The 17,089-nt window shown below is 45.8% G+C and carries 16 protein-coding genes and 1 pseudogene; 11 read left to right on the top strand and 6 right to left on the bottom strand.

What is annotated here, in order from left to right; genetic code table 11:
• The 8 genes and pseudogenes from EAE92_RS25360 to EAE92_RS05110 all read left to right on the top strand — a co-directional run.
• Positions 1-109 (top strand): annotated as a pseudogene (locus EAE92_RS25360) (RNA-guided endonuclease InsQ/TnpB family protein); the annotation flags it as partial.
• A gap of 148 nt (positions 110-257) precedes the next feature.
• Complete coding sequence (locus tag EAE92_RS05140; protein WP_036779862.1) at positions 258-578, top strand: type II toxin-antitoxin system RelE/ParE family toxin; 321 nt, start codon at positions 258-260, stop codon at positions 576-578.
• Entirely contained in the window at positions 575-853 is a 279-nt protein-coding gene (locus tag EAE92_RS05135) for a helix-turn-helix domain-containing protein (protein ID WP_036779863.1), read from the top strand. Before EAE92_RS05140 ends, EAE92_RS05135 begins: the two co-directional genes overlap by 4 nt.
• Positions 822-1,208, top strand: coding sequence for a KilA-N domain-containing protein (locus EAE92_RS24955; RefSeq protein WP_339959349.1), 387 nt, complete (start codon positions 822-824; stop codon positions 1,206-1,208). Before EAE92_RS05135 ends, EAE92_RS24955 begins: the two co-directional genes overlap by 32 nt.
• 653 nt (positions 1,209-1,861) lie before the next feature.
• Positions 1,862-2,191: a hypothetical protein gene (locus EAE92_RS05125; protein WP_214067276.1), complete on the top strand. Its 330-nt coding sequence runs from the start codon at positions 1,862-1,864 to the stop codon at positions 2,189-2,191.
• A gap of 253 nt (positions 2,192-2,444) precedes the next feature.
• Positions 2,445-4,037: an RCC1 domain-containing protein gene (locus EAE92_RS24435; protein WP_246545011.1), complete on the top strand. Its 1,593-nt coding sequence runs from the start codon at positions 2,445-2,447 to the stop codon at positions 4,035-4,037.
• Between the two features lie 819 nt (positions 4,038-4,856).
• Complete coding sequence (locus tag EAE92_RS05115) at positions 4,857-5,702, top strand: hypothetical protein (protein ID WP_246545010.1); 846 nt, start codon at positions 4,857-4,859, stop codon at positions 5,700-5,702.
• Positions 5,703-6,544: 842 nt separating this feature from the next.
• Complete coding sequence (locus EAE92_RS05110; RefSeq protein WP_246545009.1) at positions 6,545-7,459, top strand: hypothetical protein; 915 nt, start codon at positions 6,545-6,547, stop codon at positions 7,457-7,459.
• A 240-nt stretch (positions 7,460-7,699) separates the two neighbouring features.
• Here EAE92_RS05110 and EAE92_RS05105 read toward each other — a convergent pair whose 3' ends face one another.
• Both EAE92_RS05105 and EAE92_RS05100 read right to left on the bottom strand, forming a co-directional pair.
• Entirely contained in the window at positions 7,700-8,137 is a 438-nt protein-coding gene (locus EAE92_RS05105; RefSeq protein WP_040151257.1) for a type II toxin-antitoxin system HicB family antitoxin, read from the bottom strand.
• 31 nt (positions 8,138-8,168) lie between these two features.
• Complete coding sequence (locus EAE92_RS05100) at positions 8,169-8,351, bottom strand: type II toxin-antitoxin system HicA family toxin (RefSeq protein WP_040151260.1); 183 nt, start codon at positions 8,349-8,351, stop codon at positions 8,169-8,171.
• A 274-nt stretch (positions 8,352-8,625) separates the two neighbouring features.
• On the opposite strand from EAE92_RS05100, the gene gmk reads away from it, so the two are divergent.
• The 3 genes from gmk to spoT are packed head-to-tail and all read left to right on the top strand — an operon-like array spanning position 8,626 to position 11,714.
• A complete protein-coding gene (gene gmk / locus EAE92_RS05095; RefSeq protein WP_046395304.1) occupies positions 8,626-9,249 on the top strand; it encodes a guanylate kinase in 624 nt (207 codons plus the stop codon).
• Positions 9,250-9,303: 54 nt separating this feature from the next.
• The gene (gene rpoZ, locus EAE92_RS05090) at positions 9,304-9,579 is read left to right on the top strand and encodes a DNA-directed RNA polymerase subunit omega (protein ID WP_011144672.1); all 276 of its coding nucleotides are present in this window, start codon (positions 9,304-9,306) and stop codon (positions 9,577-9,579) included.
• A 17-nt stretch (positions 9,580-9,596) separates the two neighbouring features.
• On the top strand, positions 9,597-11,714 hold the full coding sequence (gene spoT / locus EAE92_RS05085) for a bifunctional GTP diphosphokinase/guanosine-3',5'-bis pyrophosphate 3'-pyrophosphohydrolase (RefSeq protein WP_046395303.1): 2,118 nt from the start codon (positions 9,597-9,599) through the stop codon (positions 11,712-11,714).
• A gap of 23 nt (positions 11,715-11,737) precedes the next feature.
• Here the strand turns inward: spoT and EAE92_RS05080 are convergent, their stop codons facing one another.
• From EAE92_RS05080 to EAE92_RS05065, 4 genes are all read right to left on the bottom strand, one after another.
• Positions 11,738-12,130 carry a hypothetical protein gene (locus EAE92_RS05080; protein ID WP_214067275.1) on the bottom strand — a complete coding sequence of 131 codons (393 nt, stop codon included), beginning with the start codon at positions 12,128-12,130 and terminating at the stop codon, positions 11,738-11,740.
• Between the two features lie 90 nt (positions 12,131-12,220).
• Positions 12,221-12,712 (bottom strand): CaiF/GrlA family transcriptional regulator, encoded by a 492-nt coding sequence (locus tag EAE92_RS05075; RefSeq protein ID WP_046395301.1) that lies wholly within the window; start codon positions 12,710-12,712, stop codon positions 12,221-12,223.
• Between the two features lie 131 nt (positions 12,713-12,843).
• Positions 12,844-14,211 (bottom strand): hypothetical protein, encoded by a 1,368-nt coding sequence (locus tag EAE92_RS05070; protein WP_214067274.1) that lies wholly within the window; start codon positions 14,209-14,211, stop codon positions 12,844-12,846.
• Between the two features lie 138 nt (positions 14,212-14,349).
• Positions 14,350-17,085 carry a fimbria/pilus outer membrane usher protein gene (locus EAE92_RS05065; protein WP_246545008.1) on the bottom strand — a complete coding sequence of 912 codons (2,736 nt, stop codon included), beginning with the start codon at positions 17,083-17,085 and terminating at the stop codon, positions 14,350-14,352.
• Positions 17,086-17,089 lie beyond the last annotated feature (4 nt).

Below are 17,089 nucleotides of genomic sequence, written 5' to 3'. Positions count from 1 at the left end.
GGCGCTCAACATCCAGCGCAAGGGCATAACAGAATTACAGGCGGCGGGACTCGTCGTCTCTGCCCACGGAGGCCAGCGTAAATCCGTCATAAAGACGGTGGCGGCCTGAGAAGTGGGAAGCCTCGCCGTTTTTACGGCGGGGAGCAGTCACTTCAGGGTTTCCATAACAACTCCCACCCCTGTGGTTTTCATCGAAAACAGAGGTTTGACAACTCACAAACTTATCATATAGGATAAGTCTTAGGACAATATTGAATATGAACTGGAACGTTGAACTCTACGATGGTGTCGAGGATGCAATCCTCAATATGCCACCCAGAATTCAAGCTCGTATGCTGAAACTACTTGAACTCATTGAAGAATATGGCGCTAATCTTGGAGAGCCACACACTAAGTCAATGGGAAAAGGTCTATTCGAGATTCGAGCCAAAGCGCAAGAAGGTATTGGACGCAGATTGTTTTGTTACCTACAAGGCCCAAATATCATCGTCCTTCATGCGTTTATTAAGAAAAACCAGAAGATATCTAAAAAGGATCTTGATCTCGCTTATAAACGAATGAAAGAGGTTACAAAATGAGTAGTTTAAAGTCGCTAAAATCCAAAGCATTATCTAACCCAGATGTAAAAGCTGAGTATGATGCGCTAAAACCAGAATTCGAGCTAATTAATACTCTATTACGCATGCGGCATGCTGCTGGTCTAACGCAAAACCAAGTTGCCCAGCGTATGGGAACAAAAGAAGCGAATATTTCCAGGCTTGAAAAAGGAAATGGAAACCCAACACTTAAGACATTATTGAACTACGCCAAAGCTTGCAATTGTGAACTACATTTTGGCTTCAAAACAACTTAATCCAAACGACATAGAAAAGCATCTTCGGGTGTTTTTCATATTTGTTTTCTCTTGTAACAGTCAGCTACATCCGCATTTTTCAACGATAGATAATGATCAGGACTACATCTCGTTGACCGATATGGTCAAGAACTTTGGGGACGAGAGTATCCTCTATAATTGGCTACGTAACCGAAATACTATTGAGTTTCTGGGGATATGGGAGCAGCTCTACAATTCAGCCAATTTTAAACCTGTCGAATTCGAGAGGTTTAAAAGCCAGGCGGGTTTGAACAGTTTTCACTATTCAGATGCGTTCCCTAATTGGTCAGTCAGGTGTCAAACAGTTGGCAGGGAGATCACAACAATTACCTGATCCCTCATCAACACAGTAAAGGGATTGAAACTCAAAAGAAAACGGGCAACCGATCGTTAAGCCCTTAGAATTAGATATTAAGGCTCACGGCGAATATAATTAGTTAATCCATTAAGTGAACCATTAACCAATAGCTGAGACAAATAGAATAACTCAGCCTATCAAGCACTCATTTTAAATCTTAGTTCTCCCTCCCTCTTTTATCACCAAAATCACCTTTCAAATAAAGATCAAAAACCCCAAAATAACTGACACTTTTATAAACAGGAAAAATCGAATATTACGGCAACCACTCTGGTAATTTTTACTCTTTTTTTTACAATTAATACTTAGTAGATTAAGTTACATATTCACGTATTAATTAGAATAGCCATAAAGATGTACATTTCCTCTGAATTCCGTCGTTCAAGCCTCATAATTTTAACCTTCATCACTTATCGATAAAAAATAATCCAAAACCAACTACCAAAAAGTCAATTTAGTATTAACCTATAGTTATTAGCCGATAACCTCTCTCTATTATCTTACTCATCAAAGAATGGCTAGTATTAAATCAGCTTAACCCGCAAAGGATAGGTTTTATGGCATAGATTCCCCTGTGGGTAATGTAGGTAAAAAGGTCAATCCGATATCACCATCATTAGGAGAACAATATGAATCAAAATAACGATCCCTCACCAAACATGGATACTAGCGGTAATCCTACAAAACAATATTGGCAACCAAACAGGAGTAGTCACGCTGATAATAATATGCCTATCGCCTCTACCAGAGGGGCAACCGCCATGTTATTGCCAAATGGCAGAGTAATCGCTTGGGGAAATGATCCCAGTAGTCAAATCCCACCCGACATTGCCCAGTTACAAGATATCGTTAGCCTAAGTGCATCAAGAAACTCATTTACCGTACTGCGGATCGATGGTCAGAGAGTTGGCTGGGGTTCGACTGATGATAATAAATTACATTATGAATACGACTACTAGTTAATCCATTGAGCAGAGGTTTTACGGTACAGACTGCCTGTAGGTAAAGGTAAATCCGATATAACCGTAAGTTAGGAGAGTAATATGCATCAAGACGATTTCTCCTCAAACATGAGTTCCAGCAATACTCTTATATAAATGCAACCTGTAATGAGGGACTGCACGGGTAACCCGATGCAGAAAATAATCATTTAAAGAAGGAGTGCCCTTAAAAGGCCAATGTAATCTGGCCGGGACAGGGTTATCACAAAGAATGAAAATTTTTAACATGGCAATCGGGGAACAATCCCCGCCAGAGTCTCCGATGAATACTGAAAAAACGTTCATCAATAGAGTGAAGCAGAATGTTGGCCGAAATCGCCGGTGGTCGGCATGGGTAATGTGCGTATCTATAGGGGCGCTTTTTTTCACCTCGGTATTGGCTGCTACTGAATACCCCAGTAAACCAACACCAGACCTAGGGGACACAGAATACATATTCAAATCTCTCGGGCAGCCAATAATCAATGGGAAAGACAACAAGGTCTCCATCACCTCCACTTACACCGCAACCGCCATGTTATTAACAAATGGCAGAATGGTCGCCTGGGGAGATGAGAGCGGTGGCGGCTCTATACCGTCAGAAATTGCCAAATTACAAGATATCGTCAGCCTGAGTTCAACAGGCTATGCATTCGCAGCCCTGCGGGCAGACCGTAGCGTGGTCGCTTGGGGAGATGAGAAGTATGGCGGCTCTATACCGCCAGAAATTGCCAAATTACAGGATATTGTCAGCCTGAGTTCAACAAATTATGCTTTCTCAGCCTTGCGGGCAGACGGTAGTGTAGTCGCTTGGGGAAATCAGAAATATGGCGGCAAATTACCAGCAGAAATTGCTGAATTAAATGACATTATAAGCATAAGTTCAATACATAACATTTCGGATGGTGTCTGTGCAGCCTGGTGGCCAGACCGTAACCCAGACGATTGCGGAGATTACAACCGTGGCAAGCACAAAATAATTGTACAATATTACTTTACAAATGATACCTTTACCGCCCTTAGAGCAAACGGTAGGGTGGTCGCTTGGGGAAACGTCCGAGTTCCGCCCGATATTGCCAAATTACAGGATATTATCAGTCTCAGTTCAATAAATAATATTTTCATCGCCCGGCGAGCAGACCTCAGCGTGGTCACCTGGCCCGGATATTCGATACCTCCTGAAATTGCAAAATGGCAAGATATTGTCAACCTAAGTATAACAACTTATGCTTTAGCCGCCCTGCGGGCAAACCGTAGCGTAGTCGCTTGGGGGCATCAAGACTATGGCGGCCAAGTCCCACCAGAAATCGCCTCATTACGGGATATTATCAGTCTAAGTGCAACAAACGGTGCTTTCGCCGCTTTGCGTACTGATCGCAGTGTCGTCGCCTGGGGGGACCCAAGCTCTGGTGGTCAGGTTCCACCCGCAATTGCCGCATTAAAGGATATCGTCAGCCTATACTCATCAAGGAACACATTTGTAGCTCTACGGGCAGACCGCAGTGTGGTCTCCTGGGGTCTTATTAGTGTCCCACCCGAGATTGCCAAATTAAAGGATATCGTCAGCCTGAGTACAACCGATCTTGATGATTCCTCGCGAGGTCATTATGCTTTCGCGGCTCTACGGGCAAACCGTAGCGTGGTCGCTTGGGGGCCCAAAGAACTTAATATCCAGATACCACCTGGAATAGCCCAACTACAAGATATCATCAGCCTAAGTGCATCCAGCAGCGCATTCACCATTTTACGGGCGAATGGCCAAAGATTAGCCTGGGACCTTTTGGATCTGGGTGACAATATAGTACATAGCGAATATGATGATTAGCCGATTGGTATTATGAATCACTAAAAAACAGTAAAACCAAGGCTGAACCACAATTCCTCGGTTCAGCCTATCGCTTATTCTACTTTAAATATCATCTCACCCACCCACTGTTATTACCCAAATTAGCTTACAAATAAAGATTGAAAAAACAATAATTTTACGAAACAGTTCTGAAAGCAAATATCAAAAACCCCAAAATAACTAATTTTTCATAAACCACACAGAACGAGAGTTACGGCAACAACTTAACAACGACTTATTTTCCGCCTTGCAATCAGTTGTTAGTAAATTAAGTTACTCGTATACGTAATAAATAATAGCCATAAAGATGCATATCCCCGACAAATTATTCCGCCTAAATCTCATTATTGTCATTTACCTGTGAAAAACAATCTTGAAAACCACTACCAACAATCAACCCTGACGTTAATCTATAGTTATTGGCTGATAATTTTTTGTTATCACATTCTTTTCGTTTTTTGCTTTTTCTATTATCTTTTTTTTAAAGAGTTGCTAAACTTATTTATGTCTTATTAGTCGCGATAGAAAATCAGCTTAACCCAAAAAGGATTAAGTTTTTGTTAACGGACTCCCCTGTGGGTAAAAAAGTCAATTCAATACAAGCTTAAATTTCGGAGGGTAATATGCATCAAGACGATTTCTCCTCAAACATAAGTACCAGCAATACCCTTATATAAACGCAACCTGTAACGTTGGCGCTGGCCTGCGCGGATAACCCGATGCAGAAAATAATCATTTAAAGAAGGAGTGCCCTTAAAAGGCCAATGCAATCTGGCCGGGACAGGGTTATCACAAAGAATGAAAATTTTTAATATACCAACCGGGGAACAATCCCCGTCAGAGTCTCCGATAAATACGGGAAAAACGTTCATCAACCGCGTCAAGCAGGATATTGGCCGAATACGCCGCTGGCCGGTATGGGTAATGGGCGTGTCTATAGGAGTACTTTTTTCCACCTCGGTATTGGCCGCGACTAAATGCTACAGTAAACAACCAACACCAAGCCCTGTGTACCCTGCTAGCCCGCCCTGGATACCAGAATACATATTCAAAGCTCTCGGGCAGCCAATCATCAATGGGAAAGACAACCAAGGTAAGCCGGTTCATTACCCGGCAAGGAGGTACACTAACTTACCGAATGTCTTTCCGCCAGTAATCGATCATGAGTTTCCAACGCCGGCAGGAGATTTGCAGTTAAAAGAGGGCCTGTTTTGGATCAACACTCAAAACAGAATCTTCAAGGTTCCACATGTGGTAACAGGTAAGTATAGCTGTAAGATGACTGCCAAGCGTAAAGACGGATCGACCGGGAAAGCCACAGCAACCCTTGAGGCGGATGCTGTCGTTACAAATCAGATCATCCACAGATTCCAGGGAGACAAAAACGTTCTGGAATCTAGCGTGACAGACCTGGTTTACACAGCAACCTGCCGAGGAAGTGGATTTTCATGGGAGCGTAAACCCGAAGAGAAGTTTGAATGGGAAAGTGAGTGGGCAAACGGGGTGCCGTCAATTAAAATGCAAGACCTTTGCAATTTGGCTTATGATGTCGCTTTCTGGACGCCACCAGACGACAATCCGAATGATCGGTTTAAAGACCCGGCTGTCATGAGGCCGACTAGTACGAATAGCGGCAATAAATAAAAATCGTCAACAAAACAGCCGGTGATCAATCCCCGGTTAGGCACTCAATAATTGTTACTAAAACCAAGGCAGAGCCATAACACTCGGCTCTGCCTATCATTATCTCATTTAAAATATCACCTTACCCGCCGACTGTTATTAGCAAAATCACCTTCTAAATAAAGTTCAAAAGACAATAACTTTACGAAAAAGTGTGAAAAACAAACATCAAAAACCCCAAAATAACTAATATTTTATAAATCATATAGAACGTAAATTACGAAAACAACTTAACAACACCTTATTTCCAGCCCGACAATAGGTTATTAGTTAATTAAGTTACTCGTTCACGTAATAATAGCCATAAAGATGTAAATCCCGATTAAATTCTTCTATTTAAATCTCATTATTATCACTCTTATCATTTATTTGTGAAAAACAATCTTAGCAACCATCATTAACAATCCACTTTAGCGATAAACTATAGTTATCGGTTGATAACTTTTCGTTATCACATTTTTCTAATCTTTTGCTTTTTCTATTATCTTTTTTTTAAAGAGTTGCTAAACTTATTTATGTCTTGTTAGTCGCAATAGAAAATCAGCGTAATCCGCAAGGGGTTTAGTTTTACGGTACAGGCTCCCCTGTGGGTAAAAAGGTTAATCCAATACAACCTTAAATTTAGGAGGGTAATATGAATCCAGACGGTTTCTCCTCAAACATAAGTTCCTGCAATACCCTTATATGAATGCAATCTGTAATGTTGGCCTGCACGGATAACCCGATGCAGAAAATAATCATTTAAAGAAGGAGTGCCCTTAAAAGGCCAATACAATCTGGCCGGGACAGGGTTATCACAGAGAATGAAAATTTTTAATATACCAACCGGGGAACAATCCCCGTCAGAGTCTCCGATGAATATGGAAAAAACGTTCATCAACAGCGTCAAGCAGAGTGTTGGCCGAAATCAACGCTGGCCGGTATGGGTGATGTGCGTGTCTATCGGGGCGCTTTTTTCCACCTCGGTATTAGCCGCGCCTGAATGCCCGAGTAAACAACCAACACCAGACCCAATATACCCTGCTACTCCCCCCTGGGACGCAGAATCCATATTTAAAGCTCTCGGGCAGCCAATCATCAATGGGAAAGACAACCAAGGTAAGCCGGTTCATTACCCGGCAAGGGGGTCCACTAACTTAGCGGGTATCTTTCCAACAGTAGTCGATCATGAGTTTCCAACGCCGACCGGAGATTTGATGTTAAAAGACGGCATGTTTTGGGTTAGAGCGCAAAACAGAATCTTCAAGGTTCCGCATGTGATCACAGGTAAGTATTACTGTAAGATGACTGCCAAGCGTAAAGATGGCGCGCCCGGCAAAGCCATCGCAAACCTTTACACGGATGCTGCCGTTGTAAATCATGAGATCCACCGGTTCCAAGGGGACCAAAATGTTATGGAATCCAGCATAACAGACCTGGTTTACACAGCAACCTGCAAAGGGGCTGGATTTTCATGGGAACGTAAACCTGAAGAGAAATTTGAGTGGGAAAGTGAGTGGGCAAACGGGGTGCCGTCAATTGAGATGCAAGACAACTGCCATTGGATTCATAATGTCGCTTTCTGGACGCCACCAGACGATAATCCAAATGATAAGTTTAAAGACCCGGCAGTCATGAGGCCGACTAGTGCGGAAAGTGCTAACCAGAAGCAGTCAGCCCCCCATGCTAACCCAGATAATCTCCCCTGGAAGAGAAAAGCGGATAGCAATAATCAATAAAGATCATTAATAAAACAGCCGGGGAGCAATCCCCGGTTGAATATCCAAGCAATACAGATAATAGACCGAGTTATAATTCATCTTATTTGCTATTAATCTGAAATATCAGAATATTTAATTCCAGTTATTATACTGATTTTCTAATTCATTCACACTTAATCATATTATCCGCTTACTTGTTCATGTTACTCTTTCAATTACTTTCATTCGCAAAATATCTCAATTTATGTGATATTTTATTTAATGATGTAGTGTAGTATTAACCGCTATATCTAACTTTCTATTTAACTGATGCAAGGCCAATTCAACAACTTCAACCTTTGATGAATGTTCAACATCAAGAAGCCGATCAATCTGTGGCCCCTTTTGCCCTAATCGTCGAGCAAGATCGACTTTGCGTGTTCCTGTCTCTATCATTGCATTATGCAATGCCGCTTTCATTGCGACGAGAATAGGGAGACTGACAACATATTCACCTGCCTCCAACAGGGATGCTTCAGGTATAGGCCGACGTTTGTCAATTTCTATAGCAATAGCCGTAACCAACCCATCAATAGATTCGAGAAGAGCTTCATCAACTGAGTCACCTACTGAGTTGAATAAAGGAAGATCACGACAACTAGCCACATAGCTTCCTGTCTCTTCGTCATATTCTAGTTTTATCGGATAATTAAACATAATACCTCTCTTTAAGATAGATAACCGGAACTTAAAGCCCCAGATCCTTCATTATTTTCTTCCTCAATGGTCCAGGGATCTCTTTGGAGCCATGATCGGGGAAAACCGACGATTTACCATTTATAGATACCTTTCGGTGGCTTCCTCCACCCCTAGCCTTCTCGATTAGAACCCCTTGAGAAATTAGCCATCGGCGGAACTCACTGTATTTCATTCATGCCTCCTTCTCGACCAAGTAATCATGACACATAAAACAATAAATACAACATTTTTGTTTCATTTAACAACAGTTGTGATAACTTATAGAGCAAAATTCTAAGCAAAGAACTCCCCCTAACGATACAAAATACCCATTAGCAATCCTTCGCCAACAAAATTTCGGCAGAAATGCATCGGCAACGCGACACATATGAGCAGGTACGTGTATACTGTAAAAGAATTTTATTCTGCTTCATTGCTATTGTTATCCAATCAACCAAGACACCATCATGATCCAAGGCACGTTATATATTGTCTCTGCGCCAAGCGGAGCGGGTAAATCAAGTCTGATTCAGGCTTTATTAAAAACTCAACCTTTGTATGATACTCAGGTTTCTGTCTCCCATACCACACGTGCAATGCGCCCCGGTGAGAATCATGGTGAACACTATTTTTTTATCACCGAAGAAGCCTTTCGCCAGATGATCGATAATAATGAATTTCTGGAACACGCCCGTGTTTTTGATAATTATTACGGTACATCCCGGAAAGTGATTGAAGAAACGCTTGCCAGTGGGGTGGATGTTTTTCTTGATATCGACTGGCAAGGAGCACAGCAGATCCGCAAACAGATGCCATCTGCCCGCGGCATTTTTATCCTGCCGCCGTCGAAGGAAGAGCTTTGTCGCCGTCTGCGTGGCCGGGGGCAGGACAGTGAAGACGTTATTGAAAAACGTATGGAGCAAGCCGTTGCAGAAATGGCTCACTATAACGAGTATGATTATTTAATCGTTAATGATGATTTCAATACTGCATTGGCCGATCTACACACCATCATCCGTTCAGAACGCCTGCATCGGGAGCGCCAGGCGCAACGGCATGATGCTTTAATCAGCAAATTATTGGCAGACTGAACCCAATTTCAGTATGATGCCCAGTCATTTCTTTACCTGTGGAGTCGCACACATATGGCACGCGTAACTGTTCAAGACGCTGTAGAAAAAATTGGTAACCGTTTTGACCTGGTGTTGGTCGCCGCTCGTCGAGCGCGTCAACTGCAAACAGGCGGTAAAGACCCGCTGGTGGCGGAAGAGAACGATAAAGTGACGGTTATCGCTCTGCGTGAAGTGGAAGAGGGGCTGATTAACGGTAAGATCCTGGATGTCCGTGAGCGCCAGGAACAACAAGAGCAGGAAGCCGCGGAAATGCAGGCGGTTTCCGCTATCGCGGAAAGTCGTCGTTAATCTACGGTAGGTCTGCCTTGTATCTGTTCGAAAGCCTGAATCTGCTTATCCAAAAATATCTGCCTGGGAGTCAAATTGAACTCCTCAAGCAGGCTTACACTGTCGCGCGGGATGCCCATGACGGGCAAACCCGCACCAGTGGCGAACCCTACATTACGCACCCTGTCGCGGTCGCCTGTATTCTGGCGGAGATGCGTCTCGACCATGAAACACTGATGGCCGCTTTGTTGCATGATGTTATTGAAGACACGCCCGCCACCTTTCAAGATATCGCCCAACCTTTCGGCCCGGTGGTCGCCGGGTTGGTTGAGGGGGTTTCCAAGCTTGATAAGCTGAATTTCCGCGATAAAAAAGAGGCGCAAGCAGAAAACTTCCGCAAAATGATCATGGCGATGGTGCAGGATATCCGCGTCATTTTGATCAAACTGGCAGACCGTACCCATAATATGCGTACTCTCGGGGCGTTACGTCCAGATAAACGCCGTCGTATCGCCCGGGAAACGTTAGAGATTTACAGCCCCCTGGCTCATCGTCTGGGTATTCACCATCTGAAAACCGAGTTGGAAGAGCTTGGGTTTGAGGCCCTTCACCCTAACCGTTACCGGGTTATCAAAGAGGTGGTAAAAGCGGCCCGTGGCAACCGTAAAGAGATGATCCAGAAAATTCTGTCTGAAATCGCTGGCAGACTGGCCGAAGCCCATATTGAGTGCAAAGTCAGCGGGCGGGAAAAACATCTCTACTCTATCTACCAGAAAATGCACCTCAAAGAGCAGCGTTTCCATTCCATTATGGATATCTATGCCTTTCGGGTCATCGTCAACAATGTTGATATCTGCTATCGCGTTTTGGGGCAGATGCACAGCCTGTATAAACCCCGTCCAGGCAGAATAAAAGATTATATCGCCATCCCTAAAGCCAACGGCTATCAATCCTTGCACACTTCTCTGATTGGCCCTCACGGCGTACCGGTTGAAATCCAGATTCGCACCGAAGATATGGATCAAATGGCTGAAATGGGCGTCGCGGCACACTGGGCCTACAAGGAACAGAAAGAGTCGAGCACCGCCGCGCAAGTTCGCGCACAACGCTGGATGCAGAGCCTGCTGGAATTACAACAAAGCGCCGGCAACTCTTTTGAATTTATTGAAAGCGTTAAATCTGATCTGTTTCCTGATGAGATTTACGTTTTTACCCCGAAAGGGCGCATTGTGGAATTACCCGCAGGCGCTACCCCGGTTGACTTCGCTTACGCCGTACACACCGATATTGGTCATGCCTGTGTCGGTTCGCGAGTTGATCGCCAGCCATATCCATTATCGCAATCGCTGACCAACGGCCAGACAGTTGAGATTATTACCGCGCCGGGCGCTCGGCCAAACGCCGCCTGGCTAAACTTTGTCGTCAGCTCAAAAGCGCGCGCCAAAATTCGTCAATTGCTAAAAAACCTTAAGCGGGAAGATTCGATTGGGCTAGGTCGCCGCCTGCTAAATCACGCGTTGGGCAATGGGAAAAAGCTGGTTGATATTCCACAGGAAAATATCAATAAAGAGTTGACGAGAATGAAACTCGCGACAATAGAGGATCTGCTGGCTGAAATCGGGCTTGGCAATACCATGAGTATCGTCGTCGCCCGCAACCTGCTAGGCGCGCAGGAGAGCAGCGCAAGCACCAGTAGCAATAACAACGGAGCACGTAAATTACCGATCAAAGGCGCTGACGGTGTGCTGATCACTTTCGCCAAATGCTGCCGGCCGATCCCTGGCGACCCGATTATCGCCCATATCAGCCCCGGCAAAGGGTTGGTTATCCACCATGAATCCTGTCGTAATATTCGCGGCTATCAGAAAGAGCCGGAGAAATTTATGCCGGTAGAGTGGGATAAAGATGTTAGCAGTGATTTTATTGCTGAAATCAAAGTGGATATGTTTAACCATCAAGGGGCGCTGGCAAATCTGACCGCCGCGATTAACGCAGCAAACTCCAATATTCAGAGCATGAACACAGAAGAGAAAGATGGCCGTGTTTACTGCGCTTTTATCCGGCTGACCACTAAGGACCGCATCCAGTTAGCAAATATTATGCGCAAAATCCGCATTATGCCGGATGTGATGCGAGTCAGCCGTAACAGAAACTAAACCGGATAGATTCCCCTCGTTACTCAGGGAATCTTCTTTTGATTATCGTTTTCTACACCGGGCAGATCCGCAAGCGAACAGCCAACAGCGCTATCCACCGCCGCCCCACAAGAGACCACTGTCGATGACTGCGCCGGATACAGAGCCGACGGCGCGTCATTCCGATGCTCAAGGAATAGGCCCATCAATACGGAATCAACCTCATCCAGTATGCGACCTAACCACCCCTCCCCCTCCACGCCAAACATTAACACCAACCCAATTGCAATAAACAATAGCGGCAAAATCCATGCCCGGCACCAATACGCTAGCAGCATACGGGGATACCAGGAGTGGCGAACTTTGTTACCCAATAACAACCCACAGGCAATAAGCAGTACGATGCTGATAACCAATACCACTCGGCTTATCAGCATCCTACCCACAGAATCGATAAAAACGCATCCTCCACCATATCCCGCCAGACAGCCACCTGTGTCATACTCTTATAAGAAATAAACGGACCGTTAAGAAATAAACGGACCGCAAGCGCGTTGCAAAAACCAACTACGCATATGATTAATCTGTGATGATGTCCGGGAATGCGCCGACTTCACCGTTTTCGTCACCAGTGTCTGGCTCCTCTGAGGCATAGGTTTAGCGACCGCCGTAACAATCAGCATCAGACGCCGACTCCCATGTTTTTCACGAAAAAAGACTTTTTCACAGGAAATCACATCACTCCGCTCATTGTAGATATAATTCATCACATCCCTTGCCCGGCGTTCCGACACCCGAAACACCTGACTGATTTCACTTTTGGTAAATCCTCGCCCCTTCAATAACCCCCAATACGCGACCGCCATGTACAACGGTGTATCATTCAAATGAGACAAGCAGACAGGCAGACGAAAAGTCCCATGATTACTCTGCTTGCCAGTAATAGTCTGATTTCCGGGCAAATCAGCCTGATTGCCGCTCATTTGAAGCGGCATTGAATCATTAACATTGATTGTCATTTTACTCTCCCCTGGTGACTAACTGGTCGATCGGTTACCACATGAGAAATGAAATAGTGTGATTTATTGAGATGAAGCACTTAGGCGGCTAAGCCACCATGCCATATTTAAATACCCTGCCATCGTAGGCGTTATCGTACGACTAACGTTGCGTTCATCGTGGTCTGAAATTCACCAAAAGTACCAGGGTCTAACGCCTTTACTTGCCAAACTGTCGCCTCAAATCGGTTTCGGGATACATAGGTGTTTGGCGTATCACCCACAGTAAAGTACAGAACGTCCGCCGGGTTCGTGGGAAAACCAAATTTTACTGGCCTACCCATCGCGTTTGACGCCGCCAGCTTAGTATTCCCACCTATCAAAGTCGGTACCACTTTAATCCTCAACGCGTCATCGAAGCCAGGCACTACGATACTTTCATTATTATCAGCTAACTGTGGGGCGGAAAACCGCATAGTGGCCACTCCACCGGCACTGTTCTTATCGCTCACCTTGCATGTAATATTCAGAGTAAACAGTCCACTAAACCCGGTGAATCCACCTGTTAGGAGCTGTACCGGATATGGCCCGGACGACCGGAGAACCTCTCCTATCTCCGCTACCCCCACAACAGCATGAGGGTCAGGCTCATGGTTGCCAGCATCTAAACCGCAAACCGGCGGCTCCAGTACTGTTACCGGGTCTTTGATAGGCGGAAGACTTGGTTTGGACCACGACATAAGCTCCTCGCCATTAATTAAGACACTCAAAATTGGTGAGTTATCGTCACTATCAAATTCGACTTTTTCATCAGGGCTTCGCTGCCATGAAAAATTTACCCCACGACAAGACACGTCAAAATAGAGGTCACTTATTCTTGTATGTACAAGATAATCATCAGCTTCACTATTAGGATTTTCCGGCTTGATCTGTACTGAGTCGGAAAGATTTTCATTAGGGTATGGCTTATCAAGATTTACCGTAAGGTGTTGAATGCCTGTTCCCTGTATATGTGGATCATTATCTTTAATCCATCTAGAATATTTAGTTTTGGCTATAATTGTACATTCGTAACTGCCTGAGACCACTTTCGGGACTTTAAAAATTTCCCCACGTGCTCTGAGCTGGAACCGGACCTGATTCAGATTTCTCTGATCATATGAAGTGGTACCATGCTCCATATCCCTCATACTATGAATTTGAAACAGATCTAAGGTCGCTTTACCCGCTGCCGGGTAATTGATGACTCCATCACTCCGTTTTACCATCCGCTCAGGCCCCAAAGCTTTCAAAGCTACATCAGCATTCCAATTTCGGGACTGATCGGCAAACACTGAGGGAGAAGAAAAGATACCCACGGATAGGCATATCATCCCCACCCATATCGGCATCGACCACCAGCGACAATGAACCACCATCCAACCAATATCCTGTTTTATCTTATTAATAAACGTCTTCTTCGTATTCATCGGCTGCCCAACCGGGAGTAACTTCCCAGTTGCCATATTAGAAATTTTCATTCGTTGATCTCCCCCCATCCCGGCCAGATTACATCCACCTTTCAGCGGTTCCTCTTCCTCTAATAACGATGGTTCTCCACATCAGGTTATCTGTGCAGACCCACAACACCACCTCATCTTAACCTTGCCCCATCCATCTTAACGGCAGGTTTCGTTCAATTGCCTCATGGGGCTCCAGCTCTTATCTTGCTTCGCTTTTACCGGCGGCGGCCCCAAGTTAAACACCACCTCGCATTGACTGTCCGGCGCACTGCCCCACTTCACTTTGAGTACCCCACTAGGGGGCATACCACTCAGGTACACTTGTCCTCCTTCCCCGACGATCGCCGCCAGATTGGTTGCTGTATCCCCTTTAAGCCCCGCCATTGCCCCAAACGGTACCGGCTTACCGTGATAGAGCAAATTCATCAGCAATTGCTGCCCGATACGTACAGGGTAATCCACCATCACAACCGCCCCTTTGGTCGGGAATACGTTCTTGCTGCCTTGTGCCATGTCAGCCCCTTCCGGCAGCGATGACGGATCTAAACTGATACTATTACGGCTGTACGTCTGAGCATAAGGCACCACCGCATATCCCCAATGATTAGTCGAAATCGAGTTGGAGTTCATCACACGAATACCGCCAACCCCCGACGTCCGCACTAATACCGCGGCATCACCAATACGCGATGCCAACGTGACACCATGCTGATGGGCGATCAATCCGCCACTAACTCCGTAGTTCACCCCTCGCCCGCCCGATGAATCGTAGTTGTATCCCAGGTTAGCCTGCCCAAGGGAACCACTGTATCCCATTGATACTGATCCGCTGTTTCCCTGCCCTTTATTCGCCTGACTTTGCGATACACTCCAGGACAGACTATTGTCATCCAGCAATGAACCGCCCAAACCTAACTGGTTACTGCCGCGCCCCGTGCTATCGTGGAACAAGCTATAGTTGGCATACGCATTGCTCAGCGCCGCATAGGAGCCAAACAGACTCAGAGGAATGTTGACGTTCAATGAAACTTGTCGGTTCTCGGGCCAGTCGCCGTTGCCGCGTATGCGATCGATGCTGTAATTAAGCCCCCAGCCCACACGGTAGAAAGAACCACTCAATCCCATCGACAGGGTGGTGTTAGTTTTAGAACTGCCCCAGTAGTTATCCCGCTGACCACTGAGCCACAGGGAATAGTTACCCGGCAATGACTGGCTCAATCTCATTTGCCAACTGCTACGACGTCGCTGAGACATCCAAGAGGGAAGCTCCCCCCAAACACTGTAACCTTGGGTATTGACATCGGAAAAACTAAGGTAATTACGGGTTGAATAGCGGTACGCGGTTAAATCCACTGTCGTGCCGGAGGTCAGCATACTTTTCGAATACTTCGCCCGGTAAGATTCTCCGCGCTGAATGTCAGCCATATTTTTCAACCGCGCCCGGGAAGTGGTGATATCCGCAGATAACGCCCCCATCATACCAAGGGAAAGCCCGGTCCCCAGCGCCGCTGACTGGTACGATTGCGCTACCAAACCACCACCATATAATGTGACGTTAGCGGGCAGACCATAAATCATTGAGACCATGCCAAACACCGGCTTACGCCCGCCGCTACTATACCCACTGGTGTGATAGCGCCCTACCGCCGCTTCGTACTTGAATTGCCCCTGCCGCAACATCATCGGCAGGCTAGAATAAGCCTGACTGAACCCATGATGGGTACCATCAGCCTCGGTGATCGTCACCTGTAAATCCCCGCCGGTACTGCTACCCACCAAATCTGTGATCCGAAATGGACCTGGCGCGACATTGGTTTGATAAATCACACTGCCGTTCTGTGTCACCGTCACCTGCGCGTTAGATTTAGCTATCCCGCTGATAATCGGCGCAAAACCACTCTGCCTACCCGGTATCATCGAATCGCTGGTGGCCAGCCCAATCCCACGATAGGGGAAACCATCAAATACCTGCCCCGCCACACTGCCGGTGGAAGTATCCCCTATCGTCAGATCACTGCGTAACGCCACCACATCCCGCTGCAAATAGGTTTGCAGGAAGTTCCACCGTTGCCGGGATTGGGTGGTTTTTTTCATGGCGTCATTGAGTGAGTCATACCGGTTATAAGTTTGGGTACTATAAGAATAGGTCGCCGTGTTACGAAGACGCCAGGCCCCGAGATTCAATCCAGAATTGAAGCTACCGAACAGGCTCTGATTAGTCTGTTTATTACCAAATTGCGAGCGCTGATTCTGACTGCCATTAACGCTGTAGTTCAATATAAAAGCCGGGATACCCTCTTGCCATAATTTCGGGTCAACCTGACCATTGGTTGAAGGCTTCATCGCTATTTGGGGTATACTCAAATTTAACCGCATCTGGGAAAAGTTCAGGCGGGCCGTAGCCTGAGGAATCAATTTACCTAACGGACTCCCTATCGGCTTATCCACCGGCAAGGTTTTCAGTGCCGGTGTGTCGCTGATATTGACACCGGCGGTATCTAACAAATCTGGGGTAAGTACCGGGACCAGCTCGCTGTCGCCATGACGCTGGAACGTAATATCCCGTGAATCAAAAAAAGTGCCATTCACGTAAATATCAACACGATAAGTCCCAGGCGCCTGACCTCCGGCGGTTTCAAACTGTGATAAATCCACCGTTTGCCCTGAATTCGAACCAAAGTCCAATAAGGCCGGGTCAAAATAGTCGCGTCCTATCGCCTGAGCACTCCATCCAGTCACAAACGCCAGCACCATCCGACAGAAAACCAGAGAAAGGCGCAATTTCACCGGGCACTTTGATAGCACCAGAGAAATAGAAATATTTTGATTTACACGATGATAAATAGGCGGTCGCTCTAAACGGCAGCTTATCACCGGAATTAACATTTTCATTGTT

This window comes from Photorhabdus hainanensis (genome assembly GCF_018448965.1).
Lineage (GTDB): Bacteria > Pseudomonadota > Gammaproteobacteria > Enterobacterales > Enterobacteriaceae > Photorhabdus > Photorhabdus akhurstii.
This window is presented reverse-complemented; position numbering and strand designations above follow the sequence as displayed.

Bases quoted from the DNA above. Each gene is read 5' to 3' on its own strand.
- EAE92_RS05140 (WP_036779862.1), top strand. From the start codon at position 258: ATGAACTGGAACGTTGAACTCTACGATGGTGTCGAGGATGCAATCCTC.
- EAE92_RS05135 (WP_036779863.1), top strand. From the start codon at position 575: ATGAGTAGTTTAAAGTCGCTAAAATCCAAAGCATTATCTAACCCAGAT.
- EAE92_RS05125 (WP_214067276.1), top strand. From the start codon at position 1,862: ATGAATCAAAATAACGATCCCTCACCAAACATGGATACTAGCGGTAAT.
- EAE92_RS24435 (WP_246545011.1), top strand. From the start codon at position 2,445: ATGAAAATTTTTAACATGGCAATCGGGGAACAATCCCCGCCAGAGTCT.
- EAE92_RS05115 (WP_246545010.1), top strand. From the start codon at position 4,857: ATGAAAATTTTTAATATACCAACCGGGGAACAATCCCCGTCAGAGTCT.
- EAE92_RS05110 (WP_246545009.1), top strand. From the start codon at position 6,545: ATGAAAATTTTTAATATACCAACCGGGGAACAATCCCCGTCAGAGTCT.
- EAE92_RS05105 (WP_040151257.1), bottom strand. From the start codon at position 8,137: ATGTTTAATTATCCGATAAAACTAGAATATGACGAAGAGACAGGAAGC.
- EAE92_RS05100 (WP_040151260.1), bottom strand. From the start codon at position 8,351: ATGAAATACAGTGAGTTCCGCCGATGGCTAATTTCTCAAGGGGTTCTA.
- gmk (WP_046395304.1), top strand. From the start codon at position 8,626: ATGATCCAAGGCACGTTATATATTGTCTCTGCGCCAAGCGGAGCGGGT.
- rpoZ (WP_011144672.1), top strand. From the start codon at position 9,304: ATGGCACGCGTAACTGTTCAAGACGCTGTAGAAAAAATTGGTAACCGT.
- EAE92_RS05080 (WP_214067275.1), bottom strand. From the start codon at position 12,130: ATGCTGATAAGCCGAGTGGTATTGGTTATCAGCATCGTACTGCTTATT.
- EAE92_RS05075 (WP_046395301.1), bottom strand. From the start codon at position 12,712: ATGACAATCAATGTTAATGATTCAATGCCGCTTCAAATGAGCGGCAAT.
- EAE92_RS05070 (WP_214067274.1), bottom strand. From the start codon at position 14,211: ATGAAAATTTCTAATATGGCAACTGGGAAGTTACTCCCGGTTGGGCAG.
- EAE92_RS05065 (WP_246545008.1), bottom strand. From the start codon at position 17,085: ATGAAAATGTTAATTCCGGTGATAAGCTGCCGTTTAGAGCGACCGCCT.